Origin of the sequence: Aedoeadaptatus coxii (assembly GCF_001553115.1) — a bacterium.
Lineage (GTDB): Bacteria > Bacillota > Clostridia > Tissierellales > Peptoniphilaceae > Aedoeadaptatus > Aedoeadaptatus coxii.
Window position 1 is genome coordinate 153,141 of the sequence record NZ_KQ960172.1, and the last position, 26,758, is coordinate 179,898.

23 protein-coding genes are annotated in these 26,758 nt (G+C 47.5%); 1 reads left to right on the top strand and 22 read right to left on the bottom strand.

The genetic code is table 11. The features are described from left to right. Nucleotides 1–24 precede the first annotated feature (24 nt). From HMPREF1863_RS03420 to HMPREF1863_RS03475, 12 genes are all read right to left on the bottom strand, one after another. A complete protein-coding gene (locus HMPREF1863_RS03420; RefSeq protein ID WP_068367380.1) occupies nucleotides 25–318 on the bottom strand; it encodes a hypothetical protein in 294 nt (97 codons plus the stop codon). After that, nucleotides 296–475 (bottom strand): hypothetical protein, encoded by a 180-nt coding sequence (locus tag HMPREF1863_RS03425; RefSeq protein WP_068367382.1) that lies wholly within the window; start codon nucleotides 473–475, stop codon nucleotides 296–298. The genes HMPREF1863_RS03420 and HMPREF1863_RS03425 overlap by 23 nt, the downstream gene beginning before the upstream one ends. 31 nt (nucleotides 476–506) lie before the next feature. Continuing rightward, complete coding sequence (locus HMPREF1863_RS03430) at nucleotides 507–875, bottom strand: hypothetical protein (protein ID WP_068367384.1); 369 nt, start codon at nucleotides 873–875, stop codon at nucleotides 507–509. A gap of 63 nt (nucleotides 876–938) precedes the next feature. After that, nucleotides 939–1,538: a response regulator transcription factor gene (locus tag HMPREF1863_RS03435; RefSeq protein WP_068367386.1), complete on the bottom strand. Its 600-nt coding sequence runs from the start codon at nucleotides 1,536–1,538 to the stop codon at nucleotides 939–941. Next, nucleotides 1,510–3,060 (bottom strand): sensor histidine kinase, encoded by a 1,551-nt coding sequence (locus HMPREF1863_RS03440; protein ID WP_157065073.1) that lies wholly within the window; start codon nucleotides 3,058–3,060, stop codon nucleotides 1,510–1,512. Before HMPREF1863_RS03440 ends, HMPREF1863_RS03435 begins: the two co-directional genes overlap by 29 nt. 112 nt (nucleotides 3,061–3,172) lie before the next feature. Beyond that, a complete protein-coding gene (fusA, locus tag HMPREF1863_RS03445; protein WP_068367390.1) occupies nucleotides 3,173–5,224 on the bottom strand; it encodes an elongation factor G in 2,052 nt (683 codons plus the stop codon). A gap of 45 nt (nucleotides 5,225–5,269) precedes the next feature. Next, nucleotides 5,270–5,548 carry a hypothetical protein gene (locus HMPREF1863_RS03450; RefSeq protein WP_068367392.1) on the bottom strand — a complete coding sequence of 93 codons (279 nt, stop codon included), beginning with the start codon at nucleotides 5,546–5,548 and terminating at the stop codon, nucleotides 5,270–5,272. A gap of 187 nt (nucleotides 5,549–5,735) precedes the next feature. After that, the gene (locus HMPREF1863_RS03455) at nucleotides 5,736–6,707 is read right to left on the bottom strand and encodes a 1-aminocyclopropane-1-carboxylate deaminase/D-cysteine desulfhydrase (protein WP_068367394.1); all 972 of its coding nucleotides are present in this window, start codon (nucleotides 6,705–6,707) and stop codon (nucleotides 5,736–5,738) included. Nucleotides 6,708–6,716: 9 nt separating this feature from the next. Next, on the bottom strand, nucleotides 6,717–7,319 hold the full coding sequence (locus HMPREF1863_RS03460; protein ID WP_068367396.1) for a histidine phosphatase family protein: 603 nt from the start codon (nucleotides 7,317–7,319) through the stop codon (nucleotides 6,717–6,719). A 1-nt stretch (nucleotide 7,320) separates the two neighbouring features. Continuing rightward, complete coding sequence (gene ileS / locus HMPREF1863_RS03465; protein ID WP_068367398.1) at nucleotides 7,321–10,416, bottom strand: isoleucine--tRNA ligase; 3,096 nt, start codon at nucleotides 10,414–10,416, stop codon at nucleotides 7,321–7,323. 218 nt (nucleotides 10,417–10,634) lie between these two features. After that, the gene (locus tag HMPREF1863_RS03470) at nucleotides 10,635–11,048 is read right to left on the bottom strand and encodes an RrF2 family transcriptional regulator (protein ID WP_068367400.1); all 414 of its coding nucleotides are present in this window, start codon (nucleotides 11,046–11,048) and stop codon (nucleotides 10,635–10,637) included. A 29-nt stretch (nucleotides 11,049–11,077) separates the two neighbouring features. After that, nucleotides 11,078–12,382, bottom strand: a complete 1,305-nt coding sequence (locus HMPREF1863_RS03475; RefSeq protein WP_068367402.1) for an NAD(P)H-dependent oxidoreductase — start codon at nucleotides 12,380–12,382, stop codon at nucleotides 11,078–11,080. A 137-nt stretch (nucleotides 12,383–12,519) separates the two neighbouring features. On the opposite strand from HMPREF1863_RS03475, the gene HMPREF1863_RS03480 reads away from it, so the two are divergent. Next, nucleotides 12,520–15,393 carry an insulinase family protein gene (locus tag HMPREF1863_RS03480; protein WP_068367404.1) on the top strand — a complete coding sequence of 958 codons (2,874 nt, stop codon included), beginning with the start codon at nucleotides 12,520–12,522 and terminating at the stop codon, nucleotides 15,391–15,393. Nucleotides 15,394–15,541: 148 nt separating this feature from the next. Here HMPREF1863_RS03480 and ftsH read toward each other — a convergent pair whose 3' ends face one another. From ftsH to mfd, 10 genes are all read right to left on the bottom strand, one after another. Continuing rightward, nucleotides 15,542–17,455 carry an ATP-dependent zinc metalloprotease FtsH gene (gene ftsH / locus HMPREF1863_RS03485; RefSeq protein WP_068367406.1) on the bottom strand — a complete coding sequence of 638 codons (1,914 nt, stop codon included), beginning with the start codon at nucleotides 17,453–17,455 and terminating at the stop codon, nucleotides 15,542–15,544. Nucleotides 17,456–17,512: 57 nt separating this feature from the next. Beyond that, entirely contained in the window at nucleotides 17,513–18,076 is a 564-nt protein-coding gene (hpt, locus tag HMPREF1863_RS03490; protein ID WP_198142708.1) for a hypoxanthine phosphoribosyltransferase, read from the bottom strand. Next, nucleotides 18,037–19,323: a tRNA lysidine(34) synthetase TilS gene (tilS, locus tag HMPREF1863_RS03495; RefSeq protein WP_068367408.1), complete on the bottom strand. Its 1,287-nt coding sequence runs from the start codon at nucleotides 19,321–19,323 to the stop codon at nucleotides 18,037–18,039. Before tilS ends, hpt begins: the two co-directional genes overlap by 40 nt. 40 nt (nucleotides 19,324–19,363) lie before the next feature. After that, nucleotides 19,364–19,774: a S1 RNA-binding domain-containing protein gene (locus HMPREF1863_RS03500; RefSeq protein WP_068367409.1), complete on the bottom strand. Its 411-nt coding sequence runs from the start codon at nucleotides 19,772–19,774 to the stop codon at nucleotides 19,364–19,366. 3 nt (nucleotides 19,775–19,777) lie between these two features. Continuing rightward, complete coding sequence (locus HMPREF1863_RS03505; protein ID WP_198142709.1) at nucleotides 19,778–20,074, bottom strand: FtsB family cell division protein; 297 nt, start codon at nucleotides 20,072–20,074, stop codon at nucleotides 19,778–19,780. A gap of 78 nt (nucleotides 20,075–20,152) precedes the next feature. Beyond that, entirely contained in the window at nucleotides 20,153–20,401 is a 249-nt protein-coding gene (locus HMPREF1863_RS03510; protein WP_068367414.1) for an RNA-binding S4 domain-containing protein, read from the bottom strand. 42 nt (nucleotides 20,402–20,443) lie between these two features. Beyond that, nucleotides 20,444–20,722 (bottom strand): HU family DNA-binding protein, encoded by a 279-nt coding sequence (locus HMPREF1863_RS03515; protein ID WP_068367416.1) that lies wholly within the window; start codon nucleotides 20,720–20,722, stop codon nucleotides 20,444–20,446. Nucleotides 20,723–20,739: 17 nt separating this feature from the next. Further along, nucleotides 20,740–22,008 (bottom strand): MazG nucleotide pyrophosphohydrolase domain-containing protein, encoded by a 1,269-nt coding sequence (locus HMPREF1863_RS03520; RefSeq protein ID WP_068367418.1) that lies wholly within the window; start codon nucleotides 22,006–22,008, stop codon nucleotides 20,740–20,742. Between the two features lie 144 nt (nucleotides 22,009–22,152). Next, nucleotides 22,153–23,214 (bottom strand): peptidylprolyl isomerase, encoded by a 1,062-nt coding sequence (locus HMPREF1863_RS03525; protein WP_068367420.1) that lies wholly within the window; start codon nucleotides 23,212–23,214, stop codon nucleotides 22,153–22,155. Between the two features lie 48 nt (nucleotides 23,215–23,262). After that, entirely contained in the window at nucleotides 23,263–26,751 is a 3,489-nt protein-coding gene (gene mfd, locus HMPREF1863_RS03530) for a transcription-repair coupling factor (RefSeq protein ID WP_068367423.1), read from the bottom strand. Between the last annotated feature and the right edge of the window lie 7 nt (nucleotides 26,752–26,758).

A 26,758-nucleotide genomic window follows, 5' to 3' on the forward strand; every position in this document is an offset into this window, starting at 1 on the left:
AACGACACCCCGTGATGTCATTTTTCATCTTAAGCAAATGCGATAAAAAGCAAAGGCTAAAACCAATAAACCTAAAACAAAGAGAAGGCTTGCTGCCGATTTTTCGCCTTTTTTATAATGTTTATAGATGGTGCTGATCCACTGAATTATGTAAAGGGCCAATGCCGCAAAGGTACACAGGAGCCCCATAGGCGTAAGGATTTGGAAAAGCATGTCCGGATAGGCGGCGCCGCTTAACACCACGGCGACCAGGGATCCCACGCCTATGACCGACAAAGCGACGGCGATTTTTCCGCTATTTTTCAGAATTTTTTTCACGGCTCACCTCCCGAATTTTGTCGATGGCTCCTTGACCCGAAAGGACAAAGAGCACGCTGTAAACCAATCGCCACATCATATTGGGCGCGGTGTCTATGAGGCTCGCAAACACCATAAAGCTTGCGACGAAGTAAAGTAGGTATATTTTCTGTTTCATGGGTTTATTTTACTCCGTGCCCTGCAAAAATTCAATTGTCCGATTCCCTTTGAAGGCTTTTTCTAAGGATGATGCGCGCCACTAAATAGATCGCGCTTAAAACGTTGGCGGTGATGTAAAAGGCGTATCGGCTTGTAAAAAAGAAATTGGAGACGCCGAGGATCAGGGCGCTGTTGTTAAAGAAGCCGCCGTTCCAATTTTCGGCGTAAGCGTAGAACATCCCAAGATTCTTTTTGATCTCCATGCCGGCGATCACCATAGATGCCAGGAACAGAATAAAGCCTACGGTAAGGCCGATGGTATCGGGCAATGCCGGGTGAAAGTATTCTCTCAAAAAGCCGAAGAGTAGGGACACTCCTAAAGTGTAAGCCGTCATTTTAATGTCGAGTTTTTGAATCATAAGCTCCTCCTTTTCTTTAGTTTAGCATTCACCTACGATCGATTCAGTTAACTTTTTACTCTTTTAAAAGCTATCGATGTAGCCGATGGTTCGGGCGCGCTGTACCATTTCCTGATAGTTCTTTACGTTTAGTTTCTCGTAAATCCGATTGAGTATAACGGCGAGGCTCGAGGTGGAGATAAAACATTCCTCCGCCACTTCTCGGCGGGATTTTCCCACGGCGTAAAGACGAAGTATTTTCAGCTCGCCGGCGGTAAGATCTTCCCATGTTTTCTGACTACGGAAAAAGTATTTTTTATCTTCCTCTACAACGGCTTTCATGATCTTCATAAGCTTTTCCGTGGTTTCTTCTTTGGAAATAAAGCCGTAGCATCCTATGCTCTCTGCTCGCTCCCGGTAATATCCCCGATCGTAGCCGGTCAAGATGAGAATCTTCGCTCCGTAGATCTTAATAAACTTTTCGCTGACATCCAAACCGTTTTCTCCTTTACCGTAACCGGAAAGATTAATGTCCATTAGAATGAGATCGTAATCATTATTTTTTAACTCGGCTTCCGCCTTTTTTACGGAATCGGCGATGTGGATAGTACATCCCTGAGATTCAAAATCGGCTTTCAAGCATTGGGCCAGCATTTTATGATCTTCGATTAATAAAATCTTCATAGATTCGCTCCTTTGAAATGGGGATCTCGACGTAAAATGCGAGCACCGGTTCTTCTCCTTCCTTTTGTTCCGAGATTGTAAATTCTCCACCCAGTTTTCGCGCTTCCATGGTGAGAAGCTTTAAGCCGATGTGTTTCCCGCCGTCGTTTTCAGATTCCAATTTGTCGCCCATATTTTTCATATGAAGGCGGAGAGCGCCATCTTCTGTGTGAAGCTCCATGGTGCTATAAGATCCTCTGGAATGTTTAAAGAGATTGCTTACCAGTTCCCCTATGATTTTATAGACTGCCCGATCGTAAGGCGGCGGCAATACCAATTCTTCCGGGCAGTTAAAATCGATGAGAATGTCTTTGTTATCGTATTTTGCCCGCAACTCGTTTATCAGCCTATAATAGTGGTCGCTTAAACTGTCTACGTAGTTTAAAAGAGGATCGTTTAAATTAATCTCTTCCCGAATGGTTCGAATGCTGTCTTTTAAAACTTTTTCGATTCGTTCCTTTTCATCGAATGGTTCCGCCCTTTGGGTCAGCTTTTGTGCGAGGATAATATCCTGTAGAACATCGTCGTGGAGAAAGCGATTGGTTTTTTGGATGTAAAGCTGATCGTATTCTTCGAGAAGCATGCTCTCATTCCCCATTTCCCTAAAAGTTTCGGACGTATTTTTTATAAGATGTAGGTAGGTTCCGTAAGATCGGATCATGAGATAGATAAAGGTGAGCTGAAGCCCTTGTACTGCACTCGCCTTATAATCTGCCAAGTTCACTTTTACGAGAAGAATGGAGATAAAGGCGATAAGAAAGGTGATGATGTGAATTTTTACGAGGGAGATCACTTGTTTTCCTTCAGGCTTACTTCCCTTGACCATAAGAACAATCAAAAGAATCATAAGGGGCGTCATCATGGTCATTTCATCAAATATTTGCGAACTTTGAAGGGCGCCTCCTTTTAGGTGGTAAAAAACGAGATAACCCATTAAAAATAGGGACATCATGGGGATGATCTTTGAACTATAGAGGGTATGGCGATGAATATCTCTTAAATTGAGAAGATAGAATGCGGTAGGAAATCCGCAGAGAATAATCATACTCGCCACGTAGAGGTAGTGAGCATCAAAGCCATAAGCTGTTTCCAGTAGAAAGATGCCGAGAAAGTACGCCCCTGCAAAGAGTCGAAGTGACGTAAGATTGCGGCGACCTTCCAACAATATTTCCATGTAAGAGGCAACGAATAGATAAAGAATGAAATAGCGTACGAGGTAAATATCACGAGTATAAAAATAAAGCATAGGCTCCAGCAAAAAATAAAAGGCCGGCACTAAAAAGCTCATATTGCCTCGTTTAAAATATTTCCGCCCCTGTTCTTTTAAGCAGATGTAAAAAGTAATTTGATTGGCTATGGCGAAAAACATAATAATGGATTCGTTTCTGTTGCCGCCAAAAAACCAAAGTGCTATGTATAGAGCCATTTGTAAGAAGATGTTTGCCGCCAACATCCCTCTCCATTCCCTCGATTTAGTTTTCATTCTTTCACCTCTTTTCTGTATTATACTTAATTTTTTCCTCGGCTTCAGTTAACTTTTGGTTCTTTACATAAAAATCCCCCGAACCTTTCGGCTCAGGGGCTTATATTTGTGTTTATGCTTTTCGTGCGGCGATGATTTCTTCCGCCAAGTGAGCGGGCACTTCTTCGTAGCGTTCAAAGTCCATTGTAAAAGATCCGCGGCCTTGGGTCATGGCGCGAAGATCAATGGCGTATTCAAACATTTCCGCTTGAGGCGCTTCCGCCATAATGAGTTGTTCGCCGGCGTGTTGATCCATACCGAGGATGCGTCCGCGACGCTTGTTCATATCGCCCATAACATCGCCCATGTATTCGTCGGGCACGGTGACTTCCACGCGCATAATGGGTTCCAGTAGAATGGGGTTGGCTTCGGCAATGCCTTTTTTGAAGGCGAGGGATGCCGCCATTTTAAAGCTGACTTCGTTGGAGTCGACGTCGTGGTAGCTGCCGTCGTATAATACGGCTTTTACGCCGCGCACGGGGTAGCCTGCGAGGACGCCTTTTTCCATAGATTCTTCCAAGCCTTTTTCCACTGCCGGGAAGTAATTTTTCGGTACGCTGCCGCCAAAGACTTCTTCGTCGAATACGAAGTCTTCTTCCGTCGGTTCGAAGCGAATCCAAACGTCGCCGTATTGGCCGGCGCCACCGGATTGTTTTTTGTGTTTGCCTTGTACGGAGGCCGTACCGCGAATGGTTTCTCTGTAAGGAATGATGAAAGGCACTTTCTTGACTTCGACGCCGAAGGTGTTTTTCAATTTGTCCAGAATGACATCTAAGTGAACGTTACCTTGGCCGCCGATGGTCATTTGCTTGGTTTCGGGATTGCGATCGATGACGATGCCCGGATCTTCGTCTTGTAATTTGCGAAGAGAGGTGGTGAGTTTTTCTTCGTCGTTTTTCGATGCCGCTTCGATGGCGTAGAAGTATACCGGTTGGGGCATTTTAACCCGTTTGTAAACCACGGGGTGTGCTTTATCGCAAAGGGTGTCGCCGGTTTTGGTGGCGGTGAGTTTGCCGATGGCGCCGATGTCGCCGGCGTGAATGGCTTCTACAGGGAATTGATCTTTTCCGCGAATGATGAAGGGACCGGTGTTCTTTTCGTCTTTTTCCTGAGAGGCGTTAAAGAGGCCGGTTTCTTTCGTCATGGTGCCGCTTAATACTTTGTAAACGGAGATTTTGCCGACGTAGGGATCGGTAATGGTTTTGAATACGACGGCGGAGAAGGGTTCGTCGCTGGAGATGCTGCGCTCTTCCCCGGATTCGTAGCGGAATCCCGTGTGGGCGCGTTCGTCGTCCGGAGCGGGCATGTAGTTGACGATGGTGTTAAGCAAAATATCGATGCCTATGCCTTTTTCCGCACTGCCGACGAGTAAGGGCACGGCGTCGCCTTCTAAAAGAGCCGCCGTCACGCCGCGAAGGAGTTCTTCACGGGTGAATTTTTCGCCGTTGAAGTATTTTTCCATGAGGACTTCATCGCTTTCGGCGACGACTTCGGCGATTTCTTCATACATACGCTCGGTGGCTTTAATTTGATCGTGGCTCAGTTCCACTTCTGCGGGAGCGGCTTCGGAGTATTTAAACCCTTTTTGGAAGATAACGTCGGTTACGCCGACAAAGTGTTCGCCTTCGCCGATGGGTACGGAGAAGGGAATAACTTTTTTACCGAAGAGGGTTTCGATTTGTTCCATAAGGTTGCGGAAGTTCACGTTTTCGCCGTCGATTTTGTTGACGAAAATAATACGGGGCAAGCCGATTTCTTCCGTATATTTCCACATGCGTTCGGAGCCCACTTGCACGCCTGCTGTGGCGTCGATGATCATAAGGGCTGCTTCCGCCGCGCGAAGGGCGCCGATGGATTCGCTGATAAAATCCATATATCCCGGCGTGTCGATAATGTTGAGTTTCATTTTACGCCATTCGATAGGAATGATGCTGGTGCCGATAGATGTTCCACGATCCTTTTCTTCTTTTGTGAAGTCGGACATGGTATTTTTTTGATCGACGTGGCCGATTTGTTTGGTCGCGCCGGATTGATAAAGCATGGCTTCGGTAAGATTGGTTTTACCCGATCCGCTGTGACCGACTAAAGCCAAGTTACGCACTAGATTGGTATTATAAACTTTCATCTGAATAATTCCTCCTATCGTGACATTTCCTGAAGGGAAACGTTTTTATGTTTTGATTATATCATAGACCGATTTAATTTTCATTGCGAGGTTTTCATGTTTCTCTTTTTCTAAAATGTTTCTGTGATTTGTGAAAGAGTTGCAGTATTCTCCCCCACTCTCGGCTTTTTCCAAATATATGGGGAAAAGGTTGCCGAGATGGGGTTTATAAAACTCACTTTGTAGCAGAAGAAAATGCCTTGCGGTATTTCCCCCATCTATGGCATTCAACCGTAGGTCACGTTCTTCATTTGGGCAAAAATCAAACTCTCTTTGCGTCTGCAAAACTTCTCACCTCAAACCGATTAGCTCTTTTGGTTATAGAACCTGATTCAATCTTTCAGCATTCACCGTTGAACATTTTATTAGCGTTAAGGCATAGACTGTAATAAATAAATTCTTTCTCTGTTATCTTTTATTTATGTAACACAAAAGGGAGCGCGGTTTTCCGTGCTCCCTCGTGTTTTTTATTTTATTTTCTAAGCAGCATTTCCATTTGTTCTCTCGTCCAACCGAAAGCGCCGCCGGAGTGTATAAAGAGGATATTTTCTTTTTCGCTCCAATGGTTGTTCATCAGTTCGGAAAAGAGACCGTACATGGCTTTGCCCGTATAGACGGGATCTAAGATGATGCCGGTTTGAGATACGAAGTCCCAAATAAATTCCATTTCTTCCGGACGACTTTTGGCGTAGCCGAGGCCGACGTAATCGTCTAAAATCGTCACGCTATAATTCGCCACGTGATGGCCCGTCAACTCGTTCATTTCGTCGATAATGGGCGGCAGTGTTTTTTCCGTAATGTTTTCTTTCGTATCCAGTACGGAAATGCCGACGATGTCTTTTTCGCCTCCCGCCAGTGCGTTGCCGTAGACGAGGCCCGCCAACATACCGGCCGATCCCGCCACGCAGACGACGGTGTCGAAGGTAATACCCATTTCTTTTTCCTGATCGAGGATTTCGTTGAAGCAATCGAGATAGCCTAAGCTTCCCAGGCCGTTGCTCCCGCCCATGGGAATGATCATGACGTTGCCGCCTTTTTCTTCGATTTCTCGTTTCACTTTTTCCATGAACTCGTCGGGATCGTCGTCTTCTTTGCCGATAATGTGCACATGGGCGCCAGCCAATTGATCTAAGAATAGATTGGCTTCGCTTTTTGAATCTCGATGCCCTTGTAAGACTAAATGGCAGTTGATTCCCAGTCGCGCCGCCGCCATGGCCGTGGCGCGGGCGTGGTTGCTCTGCACGGCGCCTCGTGTAATGACGTCGGTAACGCCTTCTTCCAGTGCTTTTTGGAACAGATATTCCAGCTTGCGAATTTTATTTCCGGTAAATCCGACGCCGGTCATATCGTCCCGTTTAATATACAGATGGGCCGGTAAATCGGCATCCATTAATTGGATCTCTTCGATTCGCGTCGGCGTATTGGCCAATGATAATTTTTTCATAAGAATACCTCAATAAGATAGTCCGTCCTTTTGATCCGCTCGTTGAAGCACTTGCCACTTTCCCTTTTCGCAGCTCGCTATGGTAAGGCCCATGCTCTTTGCAATGGGTCTGTGCCAAAATCGGGCGACGGGCACCCCTTCCAGGACATTTAAAAGGGCGCGAATGCTGACGCCGTGGGCGACGATCAGGATATGCTCTTTCGGTTCGCTCTCCAATCTTTGGATGAACTCTCCCATACCTTTGTAGAGATCGTGAAAGTTTTCAAGGCCCGGAAGGTGGAACTGATCCGGCGTTTGAAAATACACTACGCTGTTCGGATCGTTTTGGATATCTTTAAAAAGTTTTCCCTCCCACGAGCCGAGGGGCAACTCTCTCAGTGCTTCTTCTTCTATTATCGGAATCTTTCGGTTATTAATCAAGCCCTCTGCCGTTTTCTTTGCCCTGGGAAGATCGGAAGTGTAACAGATGTCGATGGGAATATGGGAAAGTCTGTGTGCCATCATGGCAATGTCTTCCAGCCCTTTTTTCGTCAGCGGCGAATCCATTCGCCCCTGGACGCGATCTTCTCTGTTCCACTCCGTTTCTCCGTGGCGCAGAATATAGAGTTTCATCTTAGAGTTTTTTTAATTGGAAACGTACGGTTTCGCCGTTTAGATCTTGATCGTCGCCGTCGAGTGCTTCCAAGGTCATGGATTCGGCCAAGGTTTCGTCGCAAATTTCAGCTTTTGCCGCTTCCAGCACGTCTTTCACTGTGCCTTCGGCATCGTAGGCGATGGCGATGTGATCGGTAACTTCATAATCGTTGGCTTTCCGTTGATTTTGTACTTTCGAGATAAATTCGCGCACATAACCTTCTGCCAAAAGTTCGTCGGTAAGTTCCGTATCGAGGATGACGAAGAGATTGTCTTCCATGCTGACGTCGAAGCCTTCTTTGGCGTCGATATCGACGAGAACGTCGTCGACGACGACTTCTGTTTCTTCGCCGTTTAAGGTCATGGTGACGCTTTCGTTGGATTTCAATTGATCGTAAAGTTCTTTGGCATTGCTTTCGCCCAAGATCTTTTTGAAGTCTTTAATCTTCGGACCGAATTTTTGGCCTACTTCTTTAAAGTTCGGCTTCAAGCTGTAGGTCATGTATTCCGTCAAATCGTCGCAGAAGTAAACTTCTTTCACGTTTAATTCTTCTTGGATCAATTCCGTTAAATCGCCGATGATGGGTTTGAGATCGGCGTCGACGAGAACTTCTTGAAGGGGTTGACGCACTTTGATCTTGGCATTTTCACGGCCTGCACGCCCTAAGGTTACGAGGGTACGGACGATGCGCATTTTTTCTTCGAGTTTTTCGTCGATAAAGGATTCGTCCGCCACGGGGTAAGTTTCCAAGTGGATACTTTCGCCGCCGACGAGGGTTTCGTAAAATTCTTCGGCGATGAAGGGCGCCATGGGGGCGATCATTTTACATAGGCCGAGCAAGACGTCGTAGGTTGTCTTAAAGACGGCTTTACGAGATGGGGTATCTTCTTCGCTCCAGAAACGGCGACGGTTTCTGCGGATATACCAGTTGGAGAAATCTTCGGAAACGAAATCTTGAATGTCGCGAACGACTTTTGTAATTTCGTGGATTTCCATGTTTTCTACGACGGATTTTAAGAGGCTGTTGTACTTGGAAAGGATCCAGCGATCGATTTCGTCATATTCCACTTCTCCCGCTTCTCTCGGATCGACGCCGTTAATGTTGGCGTAAAGTGTGAAGAAGTTGTGGATGTTGCGCAAGGTGCGGAAGAATTTTCCGTTCACTTCACGCAAGCCGTCTTCGTCGAATTTTGTCGGCGTCCATGGGGGCGAAACGTACATCAGGTACCATCTCACCGCATCGGCGCCGTATTTTTTAAAGAGTTCTTCCGGCGACACGGTGTTGCCCCGGGACTTACTCATTTTCTTGCCCTCTTTATCGAGGATCAAATCGTTGACGAGGACGCTCTTATAAGGTGCCTTGCCCGTCATATAAGTGGAGATGGCGAGAAGGGAGTAGAACCAGCCGCGAGTTTGGTCGATACCTTCGTTGATGAAGGCGGCCGGGAAGAGTTTGTCGAAATCGTCTTTGTGTTCAAAGGGATAGTGCCATTGGGCGAAGGGCATGGAGCCGGAATCGAACCAGCAGTCAATAACGTCGGTGACGCGGGTCATGGTGCCGCCGCATTCGCATTTAATGTGAACGTCGTCGACATAGGGGCGGTGAAGGTCGATGGATTCGTCGATATCTTCTTCCGCACGTTCCACGAGTTCTTTGATGCTTCCTACGGAAGTGGTCTTGCCGCAGTCTTCACAGCGCCAAATGGGGAAGGGTGTACCCCAGTATCTGGAGCGGGAGATGGCCCAGTCGTTTAGGTTTTCCAGCCAGTTGCCGAAACGCTTTTCGCCGACGAAATCCGGATACCAGTCTACGCCATTGTTGTTTTCGATGAGTTTTTCTTTCATCTTGGTAACTTCAATGTACCAGGAGGGGTGTGCGTAGTAGATAAGCGGCGTCTTGCAGCGCCAGCAGTGGGGGTAATTGTGGACGATGGTTTCTTTCGAGAACACTTTATCTTGGCTCTTCAGGTAGTCGATGATTTCTTCGTTGACATTGTGAACGAATTTGCCCTTCCATTGGGTTTCGGTAAAGTTTCCGTCGTCGTCTACGGGTTTTAAGAATGCCAAGTTGTTGCGGCGACCGGTTTGATAGTCGTCTTCCCCGAAGGCGGGAGCGGTGTGGACGATACCCGTACCGTCTTCTGTGGTGACGTAATCTGCCGTGACCACGACGAAGGCGTCTCCTTCTTCCACTTTTACTTGGTCTAATAATTGTTCGTAACGGCGGCCGGCGAGTTCTGCGCCTTTCACCGTTTCAAGTACTTCGTATTCCCCTTTTAATACGGCGTCTTTTAAATTATCGGCGAGATAGTAGACATTGCCGTCTTCGTATTTTACTTTTACGTAATCTACATCGGGATGCACGGCGAGGGCCACGTTGGAGGGCACGGTCCAAGGGGTTGTGGTCCATGCGAGGTAGTAGGCATCTTCGTCGGTGCATTTGAATTTCATAGTAATGGTCGGCGTCTTGTCTTCTTGATAGCCTTGGGCTACTTCGTGGGATGCAAGGCCTGTGCCGCAGCGTGGGCAGTAAGGTAAGATCTTATGGCCTTCATAGATCAGGCCGTCTTCAAACATTTTGTTGAGGATGTACCAAACCGATTCGATGTAGGAATTGTTCAGGGTGATGTAGGGATCGTCCAAGTCGATGAGGTAACCCATGCGCGACGTCATTTTGCGCCAAAGGCCTTCGTATTCGAACACGGATTCCCGGCATTTTTGGTTGAATTTTTCGATGCCGTATTTTTCGATGTCTTGTTTATTGTGGAGACCTAATTTCTTTTCCACTTCGATTTCCACGGGAAGTCCGTGGGTATCCCAGCCTGCCTTACGGTTGACGCGATAACCCTGCATGGTTTTGTAACGGCAGGTCATATCTTTTAATGTACGGGCCATGACGTGGTGAATGCCCGGCTTGCCGTTGGCTGTCGGAGGGCCTTCGTAGAACACGAAGTCTTCTTGGCCTTCGCGGGTTTCGACACTTCGTTTCAAAAGATCGATGTCTTGCCAATACTTGACGACACGTTGCTCACGCTCGTCGACCAGGTCTTGAGATAATGTCTTAAACTCTGTCATTTTCTTCTCCTTTTCTAAATCAAAAAGCGCCCCAATCGTCGTTAGACGAAGGGACGCTTTTAAACGCGGTACCACCCTACTTATAGGATTCTATCACTCGAAGCCTTAACGCGGCGAACGCCTTACGGTATCTCGGAAGGTGATGCGACTCATCGTATGTCGATGCTTCTCAGCTGCTGCATCTCTCTGTAAAACAGGGACGATCAATCTTCGGCTTCCTAATCGATAAAGTTTGTAATTTTTAAGCTTTGTAATTCTTCGATGATATTTCGTTGCACACCGTAAATGCTTCTGTGGAATTTACATCCTTCGATCCCGTGGCCGTTAAATCGGTTGCAATATGGATCGTTGGCGTGTAGACAACGGGAAAGTTCGATGGGCCCGTCGATGGCCAGGATTATATCGTAGAGGGAAATGGATTCGGCAGGTCTATTGAGAATATAGCCTCCCTTTGCGCCTCGCTTGGACAGCGTTAAACCGCCAAGATTGAGTTTCCGCAAAATCCGTAAAGTGAATCGTTCGGGTACCGTCATGGCTTCTGCAATTTTCGGCGCACCTACAACTTCACCTTCGTGAGCTGCTAAATGTGCAATAATGCGAAATGCGTAATCAATTTCTTGAGTTAATTTCACAGCGCAAATCCTCCTTCTTTAGGTTCACATTATAGCACGTTAATACTCAATGGTAAAGAATAAAATTTGTTGTGCTCCTTGACAAACATTTTAAATAGTTTACTTTCGTCATCGAATTCCACATCTTCAAAGCGAATAAAGTCGCCTTTTTTTATTTTTTGCTTCACTTTTACATCGCCGGTAATGAGGCCGATGGGCACGTAGTTGTTTTGATAGACTTCGCGGGCGTCCATTAAGGAGCCGTAGGCCGTGTCGCTGCCGATGCCCGAAAGGTCATCTCCCGGTTCCAAATCTTTTTTCGCTACGGCGACGGTGTGGGCGATGTAGCCCTTTTCAGGGGCGATGGTGGCTTCCCCGTATAAAACGGCTTTCGCCAAGGTAAGGGGCGCTTCGATATTGGTCAAGTGATAGGGTCTGTAAAAAACATATCGCGGCCCGTCGCCCATGGAAAGATAGGGCATTTCTTCGCTTATGACGGGATCGTCGGTTTCCACGACGACGAACACGCCGGGGGCGATGCCCATGACGTAATCCAAAACCCCTTTGTTTTTGAAAAAGCCCCCTTCTTCTTTTAAGCGAAACTTATCCGCCAAGTCGCCGATGGCGGATTGGATGCCGTGGCAGCCGGTAATGTCGGGCAAAAGACCGGTGGCGTTGGCGACGGCGTTTAACTCGATCATGGTATTGGTGGCATCGACAAAGGATGTGAGCATGCGGGGGCTCAATCCTTTTTTCTCCGCCTTTTCTCTCAATGTTTCCGGGGTCGCCTCTACGTCCATGGGGTTGTTTTTTCCCTTGCCGGCGGCGACGACGTCGAAGCCTAAGAAAGTTGCAAAATTATAGAGCTCCATAATGGCGCCCGGTTCGTCCCCTGCCGTACCCGTGTAGCACAGCCCTTTTTCTTCCGCCTTTTTCATAAAATAGGGGCCGAGGAGTACGTCGCATTCCACATTGAAGCTGACGATGTGTTTGCCGTGGTTCAGCCCCTCTTCGTTAATGACGGCGCCGGCTTCCGTATTGCCCGTGCAATCCACGATGACGTCGACGTCATCTGAAAGCCATGTCATGCTGTTGTCTGTAGTCAATGCCATGCCGTAGTGTTTAATATCTTCCGCCACTTCTTTTTCCGTGCCGCTGATGTGAAGGGCTTTTTGCGGTAAGCCCACTTTTTTTGCCGCCTGAAGTAAGGCCTCTTCTGTTCTGGACGACCACAAGGTAACGTCCATTCCTTCCAATGTATTTAATTGCGCAACCAAGCCCGTTCCCATTAAGCCGCAGCCGACGACGGCCACGCGGATCGGTCCGTTTTTTCGCAAATCAGACATTAATTTCATCCATCTGTCCTCCATTCATTCTTAAAAATTATAGCACAACTCGCCCCCGTCTATCGGCGAATCTGCACCAATCTTTGCGCTTCTTTTGATATTCGTTATTTTCTTCGGGTATAATGATGGAAGAATAGGAGTGAACTATGAATAAATCTTATAAATTAATCGACAAGAGAAACATTCCTGAACTTCACGGGGACGTTTCTTTTTTAAAACACATTAAAACCGGCGCCGAGCTTTTGCTGCTGGACAACAAAAATCACAACAAGACCTTTGCCATCGGTTTTAAAACGCCGCCGGAAGATTCGACGGGCGTCGCCCATATTGTGGAGCACTCCACGCTTTCGGGCTCGAGGAAATACAAAACCAAGGAACCTTTTATGGACATGGTGGCGAGCAGTGTGCAAACTTTTTTAAACGCCATGACCTATCCCGACAAGACGCTCTACCCCATTAGCTCCCGAAACGACAAAGATTTTCGCCAGCTTATGGACGTTTATTTAGACGCGGTATTCTATCCTGAAATGCGTGAAAATAAAAAAATCTTTTATCAGGAAGGTTGGCATCCCGAAATCGAAGAGGATCGACTCATTGCAAACGGCGTGGTCTTTAACGAAATGAAGGGCGTCTATTCCGATCCCGCCAATCGCGTCTCGGATATGGTGCGTGAAAAACTCCACCCCTCCGGAACCTACTCCCACGATTCCGGCGGCAATCCCGACAACATACCCGACCTTACCTTCGAGAATTTTTTAAATTTCCACAAACGGTATTATCACCCGTCCAACAGTTACATTTTTCTCGCAGGCGACATGGATTTCGAGGAGCGCTTGGCTTATTTAGACGAGGCCTATCTCTCCGCCTTCGACGCCGTCGATCCCCAATCGGACATCGTCGGCCACAGTATGTATGACAGCCCCAAGGAATTTAGCGGCACTTATGATCTTTCGGAAGATGAAGATCCCGACGGCAAATCTTATTTCGCCCTTTCCTTTTTCTCGAAAACCGATCCAACACCTGAGGATTTACTTCTTCGAAGTTTCTTCCAGGAACTTCTCGTGGAAAGCGAAAACGGGCTCATTAAAAAAAGACTTCGCGATGCGGCCATCGGCGAAGACGTGTATTCGGAACTTTCCACTTCCAACACCTTGGACTTTACGATTTACTGTTACCACGCAAAAACGGAGCGTTACGACGAGTTTAAGCGCATCGTCATGGAAACATTGGAAGATGTGGCCAATAAAGGCATCGACGAAGATGTTTTACAGGCGACTCTCGAAAAGTTTGAATTTACCGTCCGTCGCGGCGGCGGCGCCCACGCCGATTTAATTCAATACATCGGCGCGTTAAATACTTGGCTCTACGGGCAAAATCCTTTAGATGGCATGGAGCTTTCCCCTAAACTGGATGCCCTACGGGAAAAAATCGGCACGGACTTTTTCCAAAAAGCGGTAAAGGAATACTTCCTCGACGTTCCCCATCGCGTCGCCATGCGCATCGACCCCGAAATCGGGAAGGAAAAGCGGATCGAGGAAAAACGCAGAGAAAAGCAACGAGCAGCTTATGCGTCTCTCTCCGCTTCGGAACGGGAAGAGATTATGGCTCTGTCTCAAGACTTAAAGGCCTATCAGGAAGCTCCCGATTCAGAAGAAGCCAAGGCTACCATTCCCAAGCTGGAACTTTCCGATCTTTCGAAAAAGATTACCTCGATTCCGAGAAAAGTGACGACCCTTTCGGACATTATCGTGACCACCAATCCCTTAAATACCAACGGCATTCTTTATACCAATTGGGCATTTAACATGAAGCATTTGAACCTGGACGAGTTGGCCTACGCTTCCATTCTTTCCGATGTATTGGGTAAAATCGCCACGGAGCATTACTCGGAAGCGGAACTTGAAACGGAAACATTCCTCTCCGGCGGCGGCTTTACTTTCGATACGCCGGTAGAGCAAATGGACGACGGCTACGTGCCCTACTTCTTTATTTCCACCGGCGCCCTTCCCCGTCAACAGGCGCGTGGCTACGCCGTCTTGGAAGAAATGCTTTCCAAGAGCAAGCTCCACAACGAAGCGCGCATTAAAACTATTTTGGAAACGATGAAGGCGGATATGGCGGCGTCCTTCCTGCAATCGGGACACTCCATCGTTTCCAATCGCGTCCGCGTTCGCTACAGCGAGGCCGCTTATGTGAACGACGCTTTAAATGGCTTGGACTTTTATTTCTTCGTCTGCGATCTCATCGAAAAAGGAGATTATAAATCTGTCGCCGACAAATTGGAAAAAGTGGCGAAAAAAATCTTTACCGCTTCCCGCTTGACGGCCAATCTCATTGCCGATGAGGAGGATATTCTCATGGCGGAAGCCGCCCTCGCCGATCATCTGCTCCACTTCAAAAAAGATTCCTACGACGATGCTGTCATTTCCTTCGAGCCGAAGGATGTCAACGAAGCCTTTACGCTGAATTCCATGGTAAATTATGTTTCTAAAGGCGGCAATCTGAAGGAAACGGGCTATGCCTATGACGGCAAGCTCGTCGTCCTCGCCAATGTGTTGAGCAATTTATTCCTCCACAAAGAAATTCGCGCCAAAGGCGGCGCCTACGGCGCGGGCATTCGCATAACGCGCTTTGGCGACGTGGCGACTTATTCCTACCGGGATCCTCAAGTGGAAAAAACCGTGGACGTTTACGATCATATGGGCGATTTCTTAGAAAGCCTCTCCATGAGCGATCGCGATCTTACGGATATGATCATCGGCGTTATGAACGTCTTCGATCCCCACTTGGCGCCTTCCGCCTACGGCATTTTAGACTTTAAACGCTTCTTAAACGGAACGACGGCAGAAGATCTGGAAACGCGAAAGGCGGAAGCCATGGCCACTACCGTCGACGATCTTCGCGGCTTTAGCGATTTGATTCGAAAGATTATGGCACAAGACCATATTGTCGCCATCGGCGACGGCGAGCGATTAAAAGCTACCGAACTCTTCGACGTCTATCGCTCCCTTAAACAATAAAGAGAACCATAAGAAAAACCATTGGGGAAAATCCTCAATGGTTTTTTGATGCTCATCTAACGGTCGACAGAAGGCGAATGATTCAGTTTGCCCTAAAATCGTTGCACTTAAAAATCCCAAAGGTTTCCGCCCTTGGGATTTCTATCGTTTAGTTATCGTCTTTTTTATCCAACTCTTCCGCTACTTCTTTGGAAAGATCTTCTTTTTCCAAACGCACGCCGCTGCTGTAATCATCTTTTTCTACAGTCTCGCCGTTAAAAATAGCTTCAAATTCTTTGCCGCTAATGGTTTCCTTATCCAACAAAGCATCGGAAACTCTTAGGAGAATGTCCAAGTTCTCTTTTAAAAGATCGTGGGCTTTATTGTAAGCGTCGTGTACGAATTTTTGCATGGCGCGGTCGATTTCGGCTGCCACTTCTTCGGAATAGTTTTTCGTGTGGCCCATGTCTCTGCCGATAAAGACGGAATCGGAGTCGCTACCGTAAGTGAGCGTTCCGATGTCGTCGCTCATGCCGTAGGTGGTGACCATTTCCCTGGCCATCTTCGTCGCCCGTTCAATATCGTTGCTGGCGCCTGTGGAAATATCGCCGAGGACGAGAGATTCCGCCACGCGGCCGCCTAAAAGGCTAACCAATTGATTGAGCATTTCCGATTTTGTGGTGTAGTGCATAATATCGTCTTCCGGCAAATAGGCGGTAAAGCCGCCGGCACGTCCTCTGGGAATGATGGTAATCATGTGGACGGGATCGTGATCCGGAAGAAGCCGGGAAACCACAGCGTGTCCCGCTTCGTGAACCGCCGTAAGTTTTCGCTCTTTTTCTTTCATAACGGAGCTCTTCTTTTCGGGGCCGGCGACCACTTTAATGCTCGCCTCGTTGACGATGTCCATAGAAATCTTTTTCAGATTTTCCCTGGCGGCTAAAAGAGCCGATTCATTCATAAGGTTTTCCAGATCCGCCGGCGTAAAGCCTGCCGTTCGCTTGGCGACGACCTTCATATCCACATCGTCTGCCAAGGGTTTTTTCTTGCCGTGAAGTTGTAAAATTTGTTCGCGGGCACGAACATCGGGAAGGCCGACGAAAATTTGGCGATCAAATCTGCCCGGGCGAAGAAGCGCCGGGTCTAAAATGTCCGCACGGTTGGTGGCCGCCATAACGATAACGCCTTCGTTGGTGCCGAAGCCGTCCATCTCCACGAGCAATTGATTAAGGGTCTGTTCCCGCTCGTCGTGGCCGCCGCCTAAGCCTGCGCCCCGTCTGCGACCGACTGCATCGATTTCGTCGATAAAAATAATGCAGGGTGCGTTATTTTTCGCCGTCTCGAACAAATCCCGTACGCGACTTGCCCCGACGCCGACGTACATTTCCACGAAATCGGAGCCGCTCATAATATAAAAGGGCACTTTCGCCTCGCCGGCCACGGATTTTGAAAGATAAGTTTTACCCGTTCCCGGAGGGCCGACGAGCAACACGCCTTTTGGAATCCGCGCGCCCATGGATACGAATTTCGCCGGATTTTTTAAGAAGTCGACGATTTCGCCGAGTTCTTCTTTTTCTTCTTTTAAACCTGCCACATCGTCGAAAGTGATTTTTTTACCGTCTTCTTCTTCCATCATACGGGCTTTACTTTTGCCGAAACTCATCATCCGGCCCCCGGCGCCTTGCTGGGTGCGCATGAAGCTGAAGAAGAGATAGCCCATAAAGAGCATGACGATGAAGGTGGGCAAGAAGCTCGTAATCGTCGTGGTGTTTTCCGTTGCAGGTGTGGCGGAGAAGGTGATGTCGCCATCTTCTACCGGTTGTTGCAAATGGTTTTTATAGAAAGAATCCCAGACCATAGGAGGGATACTGGTGCGCACAATGTCCTGATCGTTTTTTGTGATCACCGCTTCCGTTCCCTTTAAGTCGATGGACTTCACTTTATGTTCATCTATTATATTAACGAGCGTCGTGTAGCTGATTTCTTCCACGCCTCGTTGATTGGGTTTAAATAAGTAAATCCCGAAGATCAACATGGCGAGAAGTGCGAGGTAAAATGCCACGCCGCTCCATTTTCTATTCAATATGATAACCCTCCTTTACATGGTAATTTTTAGTATACCATAAACGGAAGTTCTACACTATTTTTCATAAATCTCCGGTTTTAACACGCCTACAAAGGGAAGATTGCGGTACTCTTCCGCATAGTCGATGCCGTAGCCGACGACAAATTTATCCTCCACTTCGTAGCCGATGTAATCCACATCGACGGCCCGTTCTCTCCGAGAAGGTTTCGTAAGAAGGGTGGCGATGGCCACTTTTTTGACGCCGCGGCTTTCCATGACTTTCGTCAAGTAGCTGAGGGTCAGCCCCGTATCGACGATGTCTTCAACGATCAACACGGATTTTCCTTCAACGGTTATGGAAAGATCTTTTAAGATGCGCACTTCGCCGCTGGAAGTGGTGGATGTGCCGTAGCTGGATACGTCCATAAAGTCGATTTCCATAGGCAGATCGATGGCCTGAATTAAATCTGCCATAAAGGCGAAGGCACCTTTCAGGATACCGATGACGATAAGATGTTCTCCTTTAAAATCTTCCGTAACCTGTTTTCCGATACGTTCTACCGCCGCTTGAATTTCTTCTTTTGAAATTAATACCTCGCCTACATCTTGGGCGATGGAATCCACGTGAGTCTTTTCCATTCTTTTTCCTCCTGTCTCGCACTTTTTCTAAGGCCTACGACCCAAATTATTTCCCCGTCTTCCTCGACGATGGGCCAGCGATCGCGCTTCGACCGCTGTATTTTTTCGTCGATGAAGAGATCCTTTAACTTCTTACTTCCTACTTTTAACTTTATTTTATCACCCGGGCGACGGGTTCGAATACATAGGGCGTCGGGATTTTTTACCCCGATGCTCTCTTCCCCTTCGCCTTCTATTTCAAAACGGTGGCCGTTAAATTCCGCCCTGCCGTTTTCGAGAAATACCTCATCGGCAAAGGATGTATCCTTCCGTTCTTTTGAAATCATAAGGGTGCCGTAAGAATTGGCGATGCGGCAGCCGGGAAGGTCGACGCCCTTCCCCGTTTCCGCCGATTTCAACATTTCCAGGGAGCGAATATGGTCATAACGTATATTTTTAAGATCCCCGCGCACTTCTTCAATGGCCAAACGCAACACGCGGCTCCAAATGCTCGGGGGCAAGTCGAAAACATCCCTCGTTAACAGAACCTGCCCGTCGCGAACCTCTTTATTTTCTTCGTAAAAACGAAGAGCTGTGGAATGTAAGTAATCTTCATCCTCCACTGCCATGGAGCGAAAGCTTTCCATAACCGCCGAAAAATTCGGATTAATCGATTCCGCCGCCGGCACAATGTCGAGGCGCACTTTATTGCGCGTATAAATCCCCTCGTCATTGGTGTGATCCAAAACATAGGGAATCTCGTGTTCGCGGAGATAGTTTATAATATCCGCCTTCCGCATGTGAAGAAGAGGGCGAAATAAATCTCCTTCCCTTACGGTCATGCCGCCGATTCCCTCGATGCCCGTGCCGCGAATCAAACGCAGCAACATGGTCTCCACCTGATCGTCCAAGTGGTGAGCAAGGGCGATGACACCCCCTTCCCTCTTGCACTCTCTGAAAAATCTATAGCGCAATAAGCGTCCGGCTTCTTCCACGCCCATTTTATGCTCTTTCGCGTAATCCGCCACCTGCACCTGCTTTTCGTACAAAGTTACATTCCATTGTTTGCATATGGCGCGGACAAAGGCGAGGTCTTCGTCGGCTTCTTTTCGCAAACCGTGATGCAAGTGAGCGGCTTCCAGTAGAAAAGGAACCTTTCTGCGGTATTCCACGAGGCGATGAAGCAAATACATGGAATCCGGACCGCCGGAAAGGGCGAGAAGGATGTTGGAATCTTTATGAATGATTTTTTTAAAGATCGCTTCCAAGGGAACCTCCCATCAAAAAAACGCCGCAGGGCGGCGCTTCTTATCGTCTTTTCGTCTTTCCTTGTCGCACATTACGGCGTTGTTTTGCCGATTCAATCTTTTCATTGCTGACTTTCATGAATTTGTTTAACATATCGTCAAAGTTAGATGCGTCGGATTTGTGCACTTCTCTGTTCAATTGAACCGCCTGGGGAAGGTCTTTTCTATGTTCACTTTTCGGCTGCGCCCGTTTAATACTTAGCGCGATCTTTCCATCGGATTCGATGTTTAAAACTTTTACCTTAACCTTTTGGCCCTTTGAAAGGATATCGGACACTTCCTTGACATATTCGTCTGAAATCTCCGAAATATGTACCAGGCCACTGTTTTCTTCATCCATTTGAACGAAGGCACCGAATTTTACAATTCCCGTTACCACGCCATCTAAAATACTTCCCACTTCAATTGCCATAGATTACTTTAAATCCTCCTTATGTTGATCGCCTTCGCGATCTTTTGCTTTGTCGATATAGAGGACTTCTCGAGGTTTCACCATGCCGAGATCCTCCCGCGCCACTTCTTCCGCAAAATCCAAATCGTCGCTCCGCCGAATGTCCTCGCCGGTGCGTTTGATTTCTTTGGCGCGCCGCTCAATTTTTTTACGATTTTCCCGAAGCTCTTTTCGCCTCACAATGGTCATTTGATAACTTCGAAGGGTAATGAAGGCACAAACAAAGACCGCGACGAGAATTATCCATCGTGCCGTTTTCATAGGCAGTCTATGAACTTGTTTATGCTCTTTCATCTCATCACCTCAATGAATATAGTATCGCACGTTTACGCCATATTTTCAATCCTCGGAAAGGATTTCATACAGATCCTCAGCGCCTTTTTTTTGCACATTGTCCTTAATGTCTACGACACGTACTTTTTGGCTGCGATTTCCAAACTGTACTTCGATAATATCGCCGATGGTTACTTCATCTCCTGCTTTCGCCGTCTTGTCGTTAATCTTGACGCGGCCGCCGTCGCAGGCATCTTTCGCCACGGTGCGACGTTTTATGATGCGGGAGTTTTTTAAAAATTTATCGATCCTCATATTTCTTCCTTTACAAAAAAAGAGCTCTTGCGAGCCCTTATCTTATTTATTGACAGATTCTTTAAGTGCTTTACCTGCGCGGAATACCGGAGCTTTGGAAGCGGGAATCTTAATAACTTCTTCGGGGTTTCTCGGGTTTCTACCTTCACGTGCCTTGCGGTCGCGTACTTCAAAGGTACCGAAGCCAACTAATTGTACTTTGTCACCGTCGGATAAAGCTTCTTCGATGGTGCTTAAGAAACCGTTTAATGCGTTTTCTGCATCTTTTTTAGATAAATTGCTTTTTTCTGCAATGCTTGCGATAAGTTCAGATTTGTTCATGATTATCCTCCTAAATTTCAGTTTCCTTCTTCTTTGCCGCGAACATCATTTTCAAAGGCTTTTAGCGCCACGGAAAAAGACGTTTCCAAATCGATTCCTTCTTCTTGCGCCTCTTTTAAAAGACGAAGCAATTCACGGACATAGCGTTCTTCGCCGCCATTGACATAGCTTGCGAAAAAGCTATCCATGGAATCTTCCGCCTTACGGAGCATTTTTTGCCCGCGCAAAAGGGCGGGAAGGCCGTGTAAATGCTCAAGCTTCTCGGACAAGGTTTTGTTCCCCGTCTCTTCCGCTTTGAGAGCCTCCCAATCGCGGTGACCTTCGCCGAAGACGTGGGGATGGCGATGCACCATCTTTTCCACGAGATTCTCGACCACCGTTTCGTATGAAAAAGTACCTTCTTCTTTGGCAAGTTCCGAATGGAAAATAACTTGAAACAGTACGTCGCCGAGCTCTTCTTCCAAGCGAAAACTATCGCCTGCTGAAATAGCGTAAGCGGCTTCATACGCCTCTTCAATCAAATTGGCTTTCATGCTTTCATGACTTTGCTCTCTATCCCATGGGCATCCGTCTTTTCCGCGCAATCGCCGAACAAGTCGCATGACATCGCCTGTGGCGACGGCTCGACTACTCTTCGGCACGTATACCGTCGTTTCAAAGCCGTAGTCGTCGTAGCGATCCAGCATATAAAGCGGACGACGAAGAATGGTTTCCTTCTTCGGATGACCTGCGTGGTTTAGAATGTAGACCTCGTGTTCGTCGCCGTAAAAATCGGAGAGAACCAGTTTTACATCGCTTGCGACGCGCCTGTTGTAGACTTGCGTCATAAGCATATCCACGTGTACATCGATGTCGAGATCGGTGAAGTTGTCGCCGTCAATAAAGCGCAGACCCTCCACGGGATCTTTTTTGACGCCTCGTAAAACGGGCTCGATGAAACTTAAACCGTCGACAATGTCGATGTGGGGATCGTGTTCCAATAAATAGACCACGGTCTTTTCCGCCACCAAGGGATGGCCCGGAACAAAGTAACTGATCTTACACGTTTTGGAGCGCTCGATTAAGTCCTCCGCAATGGCGCGGTAGACGGAATCGAAATCCTCCATGGTGTCGTATAAATGATCATAGCACGTATAAGGAATGGCGTGGGAACGAAAATACTCTACGGCATCGTGATGTTCCGTGCGCAGAAAATTTTCCGAATCGTCTTCAATGGCGGCGATGGCTTCTGCCGTTAAGCCGCTTGCGTCTGTAGGTCCGAGACCTATAATTCGCAGATTTCCCATAACGTCCCCCTTTTACCTTTGCTATTGTACTATTCCGCAGCTTTTTTGTCTAGTCAAATTGCCATTTTTCCCCTATTTTCAGCCATTTTCCGCTCCAAAAATTTTTACACAAAAAAAAGAGCGCTTCTCGCGCTCCTTTTTAAACTATTTTGAATTATTTTTGGAATTTTCTGCCTTAGCTTCCGCTTTGGCTTTTCCGTTATTTCCCTTGTTCTTTCCCGAATCTGCGCCTTTTTGGGCTTCTGCTTGTTCTACGGTAACGGGAATATCTTTAGCGGTATCCACATAGCGTTTCACTTTTGCTTTTTTACGAAGCTTGTCGTTGTGTTCTTTGAAACGTTCTTTAATCATAGCTTCTTTTACGGCATCTTTCGACGCTTCAAAGCTGTCGTTGATCTTATCGAGTTTAATAATGTGGTAGCCGAATTGCGTCTTGACGGGATCGCTGATTTCGCCGGGCTTCATGGAGAATACTTTTTCGTCGAATTCCTTCACCATTTGGCCGGAGCCGAAGCTACCTAAAGAACCGCCGTTTTTAGCCGATTGAGTATCCTTGCTCTTTTCTTTGGCAAGTTTTGCAAAGTCGGCACCGCCGTCTAATTCTTTTTTAATGGCTTTGGCTTCTTTTTCCGTTTCCACTAAAATGTGGCTGGCTTCTACGGTTTTAAATTCGTCTTTGTGTTTTTCGTAGTAAGCCTTCATTTCGTCTTCTTTGGGCTCGAGGTCTTTCAGCATCTTTTCTTGATACTTACGCATTAAGAGATTGGTGGAAATGTATTCTTTTAATTCGTCCATTCCCATTTTGTTGGCTTCGAGAACTTTTTTGAATTGTTCTTCTCCGCCATACATCTTCTTCATGTTGTCGAGCTCTTTGTTAACCTCTTCGTCGCTGACGGTGATCTTGTTTTTCTTAGCATCTTGCTTGATAACTTCAAGGCTAATGAGGTTTTCCAAGGTGTTTTCGCGCATCAGCTCGCCCATGGTTTTTTTGCTGCCGTCTTGAGCTTCTTGTTTTAAGAAGTCTGCACCGTATTGAGCAACGGCTTGTTGCGCTTGAACTTTGTACTCTCTTTCATAGCGTTCCAAGGGAATATCTTCCCCATTGACCGTAGCCGCTACATTGGCTTTATTGCCGCAACCTGTTAACAGTACCGACGCTGCAAGGGTTACGATACCGATTTTTTTAATTGTCTTAGAAAATGTCATAACTGTCCTTTCTTTCTTTTTATATTTCCTGTTTATTATAACAAGTAATTATGGTTTGCGTGTGTGGGTTTTGTGTATTTTCATCAGCTCTAAAAGTTTTTCAAGGGCATCGAGGGGCTCTTCCTTCGCCGTAAGGGTAATGGTCGCCCGCTCGCCGAAGCCGAAAACCACTTTTTTTCCAAAGACGCTCGTTATCTCGTTCATAAGGGCGAGGGGGAGTTCGTAGCCTTCCAAAAATTCCAGGATGTAATCGTCCTTTTTTTGCTGCACCGTTTCCACTTGAAGAGTGGATGCCATGTGGCGAATTTTTGAAAGATGAATTAATTGCAACACGGGCTTCGGCGGATCGGAGAAGCGGTCGATGAGCTCGTCGATCATATCCCGCTCGTCTTCATCGTCTGCAATAACGGCGATTTTACGGTACATTTCCATACGCTGACTTTCGTCTTGAATGTAATGTTTGGGAATGTAGGAATCAATGAGCACATCCATAGTGGTATCCGCCGTTTCCACATCCTCTTCTCCCTTGGCGCGGCTGACGGCTTGGCGCAGGAATTTAATATAGAGATCGTAGCCGATGGCATTCATATGGCCGTGTTGGCTTTCCCCTAAAATATTTCCCGAACCGCGAATCTCTAAATCCCGCATGGCTATTTTATAGCCACTGCCGAATTCCGTAAATTCGCGAATGGCGGCGAGCCGTTTTTCCGCCACCTCCGAAATGCTGGCATCCCGCCGGTAGGTGAAGTACGCGTATGCCATGCGATTGCTCCGTCCGATACGGCCTCGTAGTTGATAAAGTTGGGAAAGGCCCAAGCGGTTCGCCTCCCACACGATCATGGTATTGGCATTGGCCACGTCCATTCCCGTCTCGATAATCGTCGAGCAAAGGAGGACGTCGATGTCGTGTTCCACAAATTGGAGCATGGTGTTTTCCAGCTCTCGCTCGCCCATTTGCCCGTTGGCCATGGCGAAGAGCGCCTCGGGCACCAGTTCCCGTAAATCTGCGAGGATCTTTTCCATGGATTGCACGCGATTGTAGACGAAGTAAACCTGTCCGCCTCGATCCAATTCTTTTAAAATCGCCTCTCTTACCATCATGGGATTGTATTCCACCACGTAGGTTTGCACGGGGAAACGCTCTTGAGGCGGCTCCTCGATCACCGACATATCCCGAATGCCGGCGAGGGACATTTGCAGCGTCCTGGGAATAGGCGTCGCCGTTAAGGTAAGAGTATCCACATTTTCTTTTAACAACTTCAGCTTTTCTTTATGACGGACGCCGAAACGTTGTTCTTCGTCGATAATTAATAGCCCTAAATCTTTAAACTGAACATCTTTTGAAAGCAGACGATGGGTTCCTACGACAATATCCACGCTGCCGTTTCGTATGGCTTCGAGATCCCGCTTTTGTTCTTTCGCCGAACGAAAGCGACTTAAGAGGGCGGTTCGCAAGGCGAAGTCGTTAAATCGCTCCCGCATGGTGTTGTAGTGTTGCTGAGCGAGAATGGTCGTAGGTACGAGAAAGGCCACTTGCTTTCCGTCGAGCACCGCCTTAAAGGCCGCGCGAAGGGCGACTTCCGTCTTGCCGTAGCCTACGTCGGCGCAGAGCAGGCGATCCATGGGCTTGTCCTCTTCCATATCCTGTTTAATTTCCTCGGCGGCGAGAAGCTGGCCGTCGGTTTCTTCAAATTGGAAAGAATCCTCGAATTCTTTTTGCCAAGGCTGATCGGCACTGAACGCAAAGCCCTTAACATCTTCCCGCTTTGAATACAGGCGAATTAAATCTTCCGCCATTTCTTCCACGCTGCGCTTCGCCTTCGCCTTGGTATTGCGCCAGGTTTGCGTGTTGAGGCGGTTGATTTTCGGCGGCGCATCGTCGCTTGCGATGTAGCGGTGGATAAGGGAAAGCTGATCCATGGGTAAAAAGAGCTTGTCCCCGTCTTTATACATAAGGGAAATGTAATCCCTCTGTACGTTTTGTACTTCGAGATTGGTAGTGCCCAAAAATTTCCCGATCCCGTGGGTTTCGTGAACGACGTAATCTCCTACGTGAAGGGTGCCGAGATCGATGACGTCTCGCTTTTTCTTTCGCTTCTTTTGCCGCTTAAAATCACCGAAAATTTCCGTGGAGTTTAAAAGCACGAAGCGCTCGTGTTCAAATTCAAAGCCGCCGTGTACGTGGCCCTCGTCCACTTGAATGACGCTGGGCTTTAATTCACCTGTAATGGGGGTAGTGGCAAAGCCCATATCTTCCAAGGTTTTAATGAGCCGCTCCGTCTTTTCTTCGCTGCCGCCTAATAAGACGATGGTGTAATCTTCTTCGATGTAGCGCTGAATTTCTTCTTTGAAAATTCGGAGCCTTCCGCCGAAACTGGTGACGGTTTTAATGTGGAAATTGGCGACTTCTTTTAGATCTACGCTCTCCTTACTGCGCACAATATGGCTGGAAAGCACGGTGTCGAATCGGAAAAGATCCCGTTTGACGGCATCGTAATCGATTTGAATTTTTAAATGGGATTTTAAAATTTCACCGGCGTCGGCGAGATCCGTCAACGTGTCCACCAAGGAAAGTTCCTGCTTTTGGGCGATTTCATCCATGCGGCGAGGCTCGTCCAAAAAGACGATGGGCTCTTCGGCAAAATAATCGATGACGCTTGCCCGATCCTCTTTCGGTATATAGGGCAAAAATAAATCCGTATGGCTTACGCGCTCGCCAGTTCCCAAGCCTTCAATAAGAGGCTTGAATTTTTCCATCGCCCGCTCTTTCGACACGAGGGAAAGTCTGTCGGTTTTTTCCAGATCTTTCTCGATGCCCTTCGATACGATCTCGCGAAGGCGTTCATCCAGAATAATGTCATGGACGGGAAATATATCCGCGGAGTCCACGCCCTCTACAGAACGCTGGGTCTTGCTGTCGAACAGGCGAATAGAATCCACTTCCACGTCGAAAAATTCGATACGACAGGGAAGATTTCCCGGCGGATAAATATCGACGATGCCGCCGCGCACGGAAAACTGACCCATGCCCTCGACGAAATCCACGCGCTGATAGCCTGCCGTAGCAAGGCGCGCCATGAGGTCGTCGATTTCCATACTTTTCCCTACTTTTAGGGTAAAGGATGCATTTTTTAAGTAGTGGGGCTTTAAGAAAATACCGCCGAGAGCCTCCGGTGTAGTGACGATGATTTTCCCTTCCCCATTTAACATGGCCTGTAGGGTTTGAAGGCGACGGGCTAAAAGTTCATGGCTTCCGGCATCGCGCTGAAAAAAGAAAAGCTCGCGGGCAGCCAAGTGGTACACGCCGCCCTCTGCAAAGTAACTTAAATCTTCCACGAGCTTCGTCGCCCTTGCCAAATCCCATGTTACGAGTAAAACCGGGCGTTTACATTCTTCTTTCACGGTTTCCGCAAAAGGCGCGATCACCTGCTCCGGCAAACCGTAAACGCCGATGGGCGTCTCCCGATCCTTTAAGCAGTTTAAAACCCGTCGGAAAGAAGGATTCGCTTTTAATAATTCATGGTAAATACTCGTCATAATGCCT

Excerpts from the sequence above, each read along its gene's own strand:
- ileS (WP_068367398.1), bottom strand. The coding sequence starts at position 10,416 with ATGACAGAGTTTAAGACATTATCTCAAGACCTGGTCGACGAGCGTGAG.
- HMPREF1863_RS03515 (WP_068367416.1), bottom strand. The coding sequence starts at position 20,722 with ATGAACAAATCTGAACTTATCGCAAGCATTGCAGAAAAAAGCAATTTA.
- HMPREF1863_RS03525 (WP_068367420.1), bottom strand. The coding sequence starts at position 23,214 with ATGACATTTTCTAAGACAATTAAAAAAATCGGTATCGTAACCCTTGCA.
- HMPREF1863_RS03475 (WP_068367402.1), bottom strand. The coding sequence starts at position 12,382 with ATGAAATTAATGTCTGATTTGCGAAAAAACGGACCGATCCGCGTGGCC.
- HMPREF1863_RS03435 (WP_068367386.1), bottom strand. The coding sequence starts at position 1,538 with ATGAAGATTTTATTAATCGAAGATCATAAAATGCTGGCCCAATGCTTG.
- HMPREF1863_RS03505 (WP_198142709.1), bottom strand. The coding sequence starts at position 20,074 with ATGAAAACGGCACGATGGATAATTCTCGTCGCGGTCTTTGTTTGTGCC.
- hpt (WP_198142708.1), bottom strand. The coding sequence starts at position 18,076 with ATGGAAAAGACTCACGTGGATTCCATCGCCCAAGATGTAGGCGAGGTA.
- HMPREF1863_RS03430 (WP_068367384.1), bottom strand. The coding sequence starts at position 875 with ATGATTCAAAAACTCGACATTAAAATGACGGCTTACACTTTAGGAGTG.
- mfd (WP_068367423.1), bottom strand. The coding sequence starts at position 26,751 with ATGACGAGTATTTACCATGAATTATTAAAAGCGAATCCTTCTTTCCGA.
- HMPREF1863_RS03520 (WP_068367418.1), bottom strand. The coding sequence starts at position 22,008 with ATGGGAAATCTGCGAATTATAGGTCTCGGACCTACAGACGCAAGCGGC.
- HMPREF1863_RS03500 (WP_068367409.1), bottom strand. The coding sequence starts at position 19,774 with ATGGCAATTGAAGTGGGAAGTATTTTAGATGGCGTGGTAACGGGAATT.
- HMPREF1863_RS03460 (WP_068367396.1), bottom strand. The coding sequence starts at position 7,319 with ATGAAACTCTATATTCTGCGCCACGGAGAAACGGAGTGGAACAGAGAA.
- fusA (WP_068367390.1), bottom strand. The coding sequence starts at position 5,224 with ATGAAAGTTTATAATACCAATCTAGTGCGTAACTTGGCTTTAGTCGGT.
- HMPREF1863_RS03425 (WP_068367382.1), bottom strand. The coding sequence starts at position 475 with ATGAAACAGAAAATATACCTACTTTACTTCGTCGCAAGCTTTATGGTG.
- HMPREF1863_RS03510 (WP_068367414.1), bottom strand. The coding sequence starts at position 20,401 with ATGAGGATCGATAAATTTTTAAAAAACTCCCGCATCATAAAACGTCGC.
- HMPREF1863_RS03440 (WP_157065073.1), bottom strand. The coding sequence starts at position 3,060 with ATGAAAACTAAATCGAGGGAATGGAGAGGGATGTTGGCGGCAAACATC.
- HMPREF1863_RS03455 (WP_068367394.1), bottom strand. The coding sequence starts at position 6,707 with ATGAAAAAATTATCATTGGCCAATACGCCGACGCGAATCGAAGAGATC.
- HMPREF1863_RS03480 (WP_068367404.1), top strand. The coding sequence starts at position 12,520 with ATGAATAAATCTTATAAATTAATCGACAAGAGAAACATTCCTGAACTT.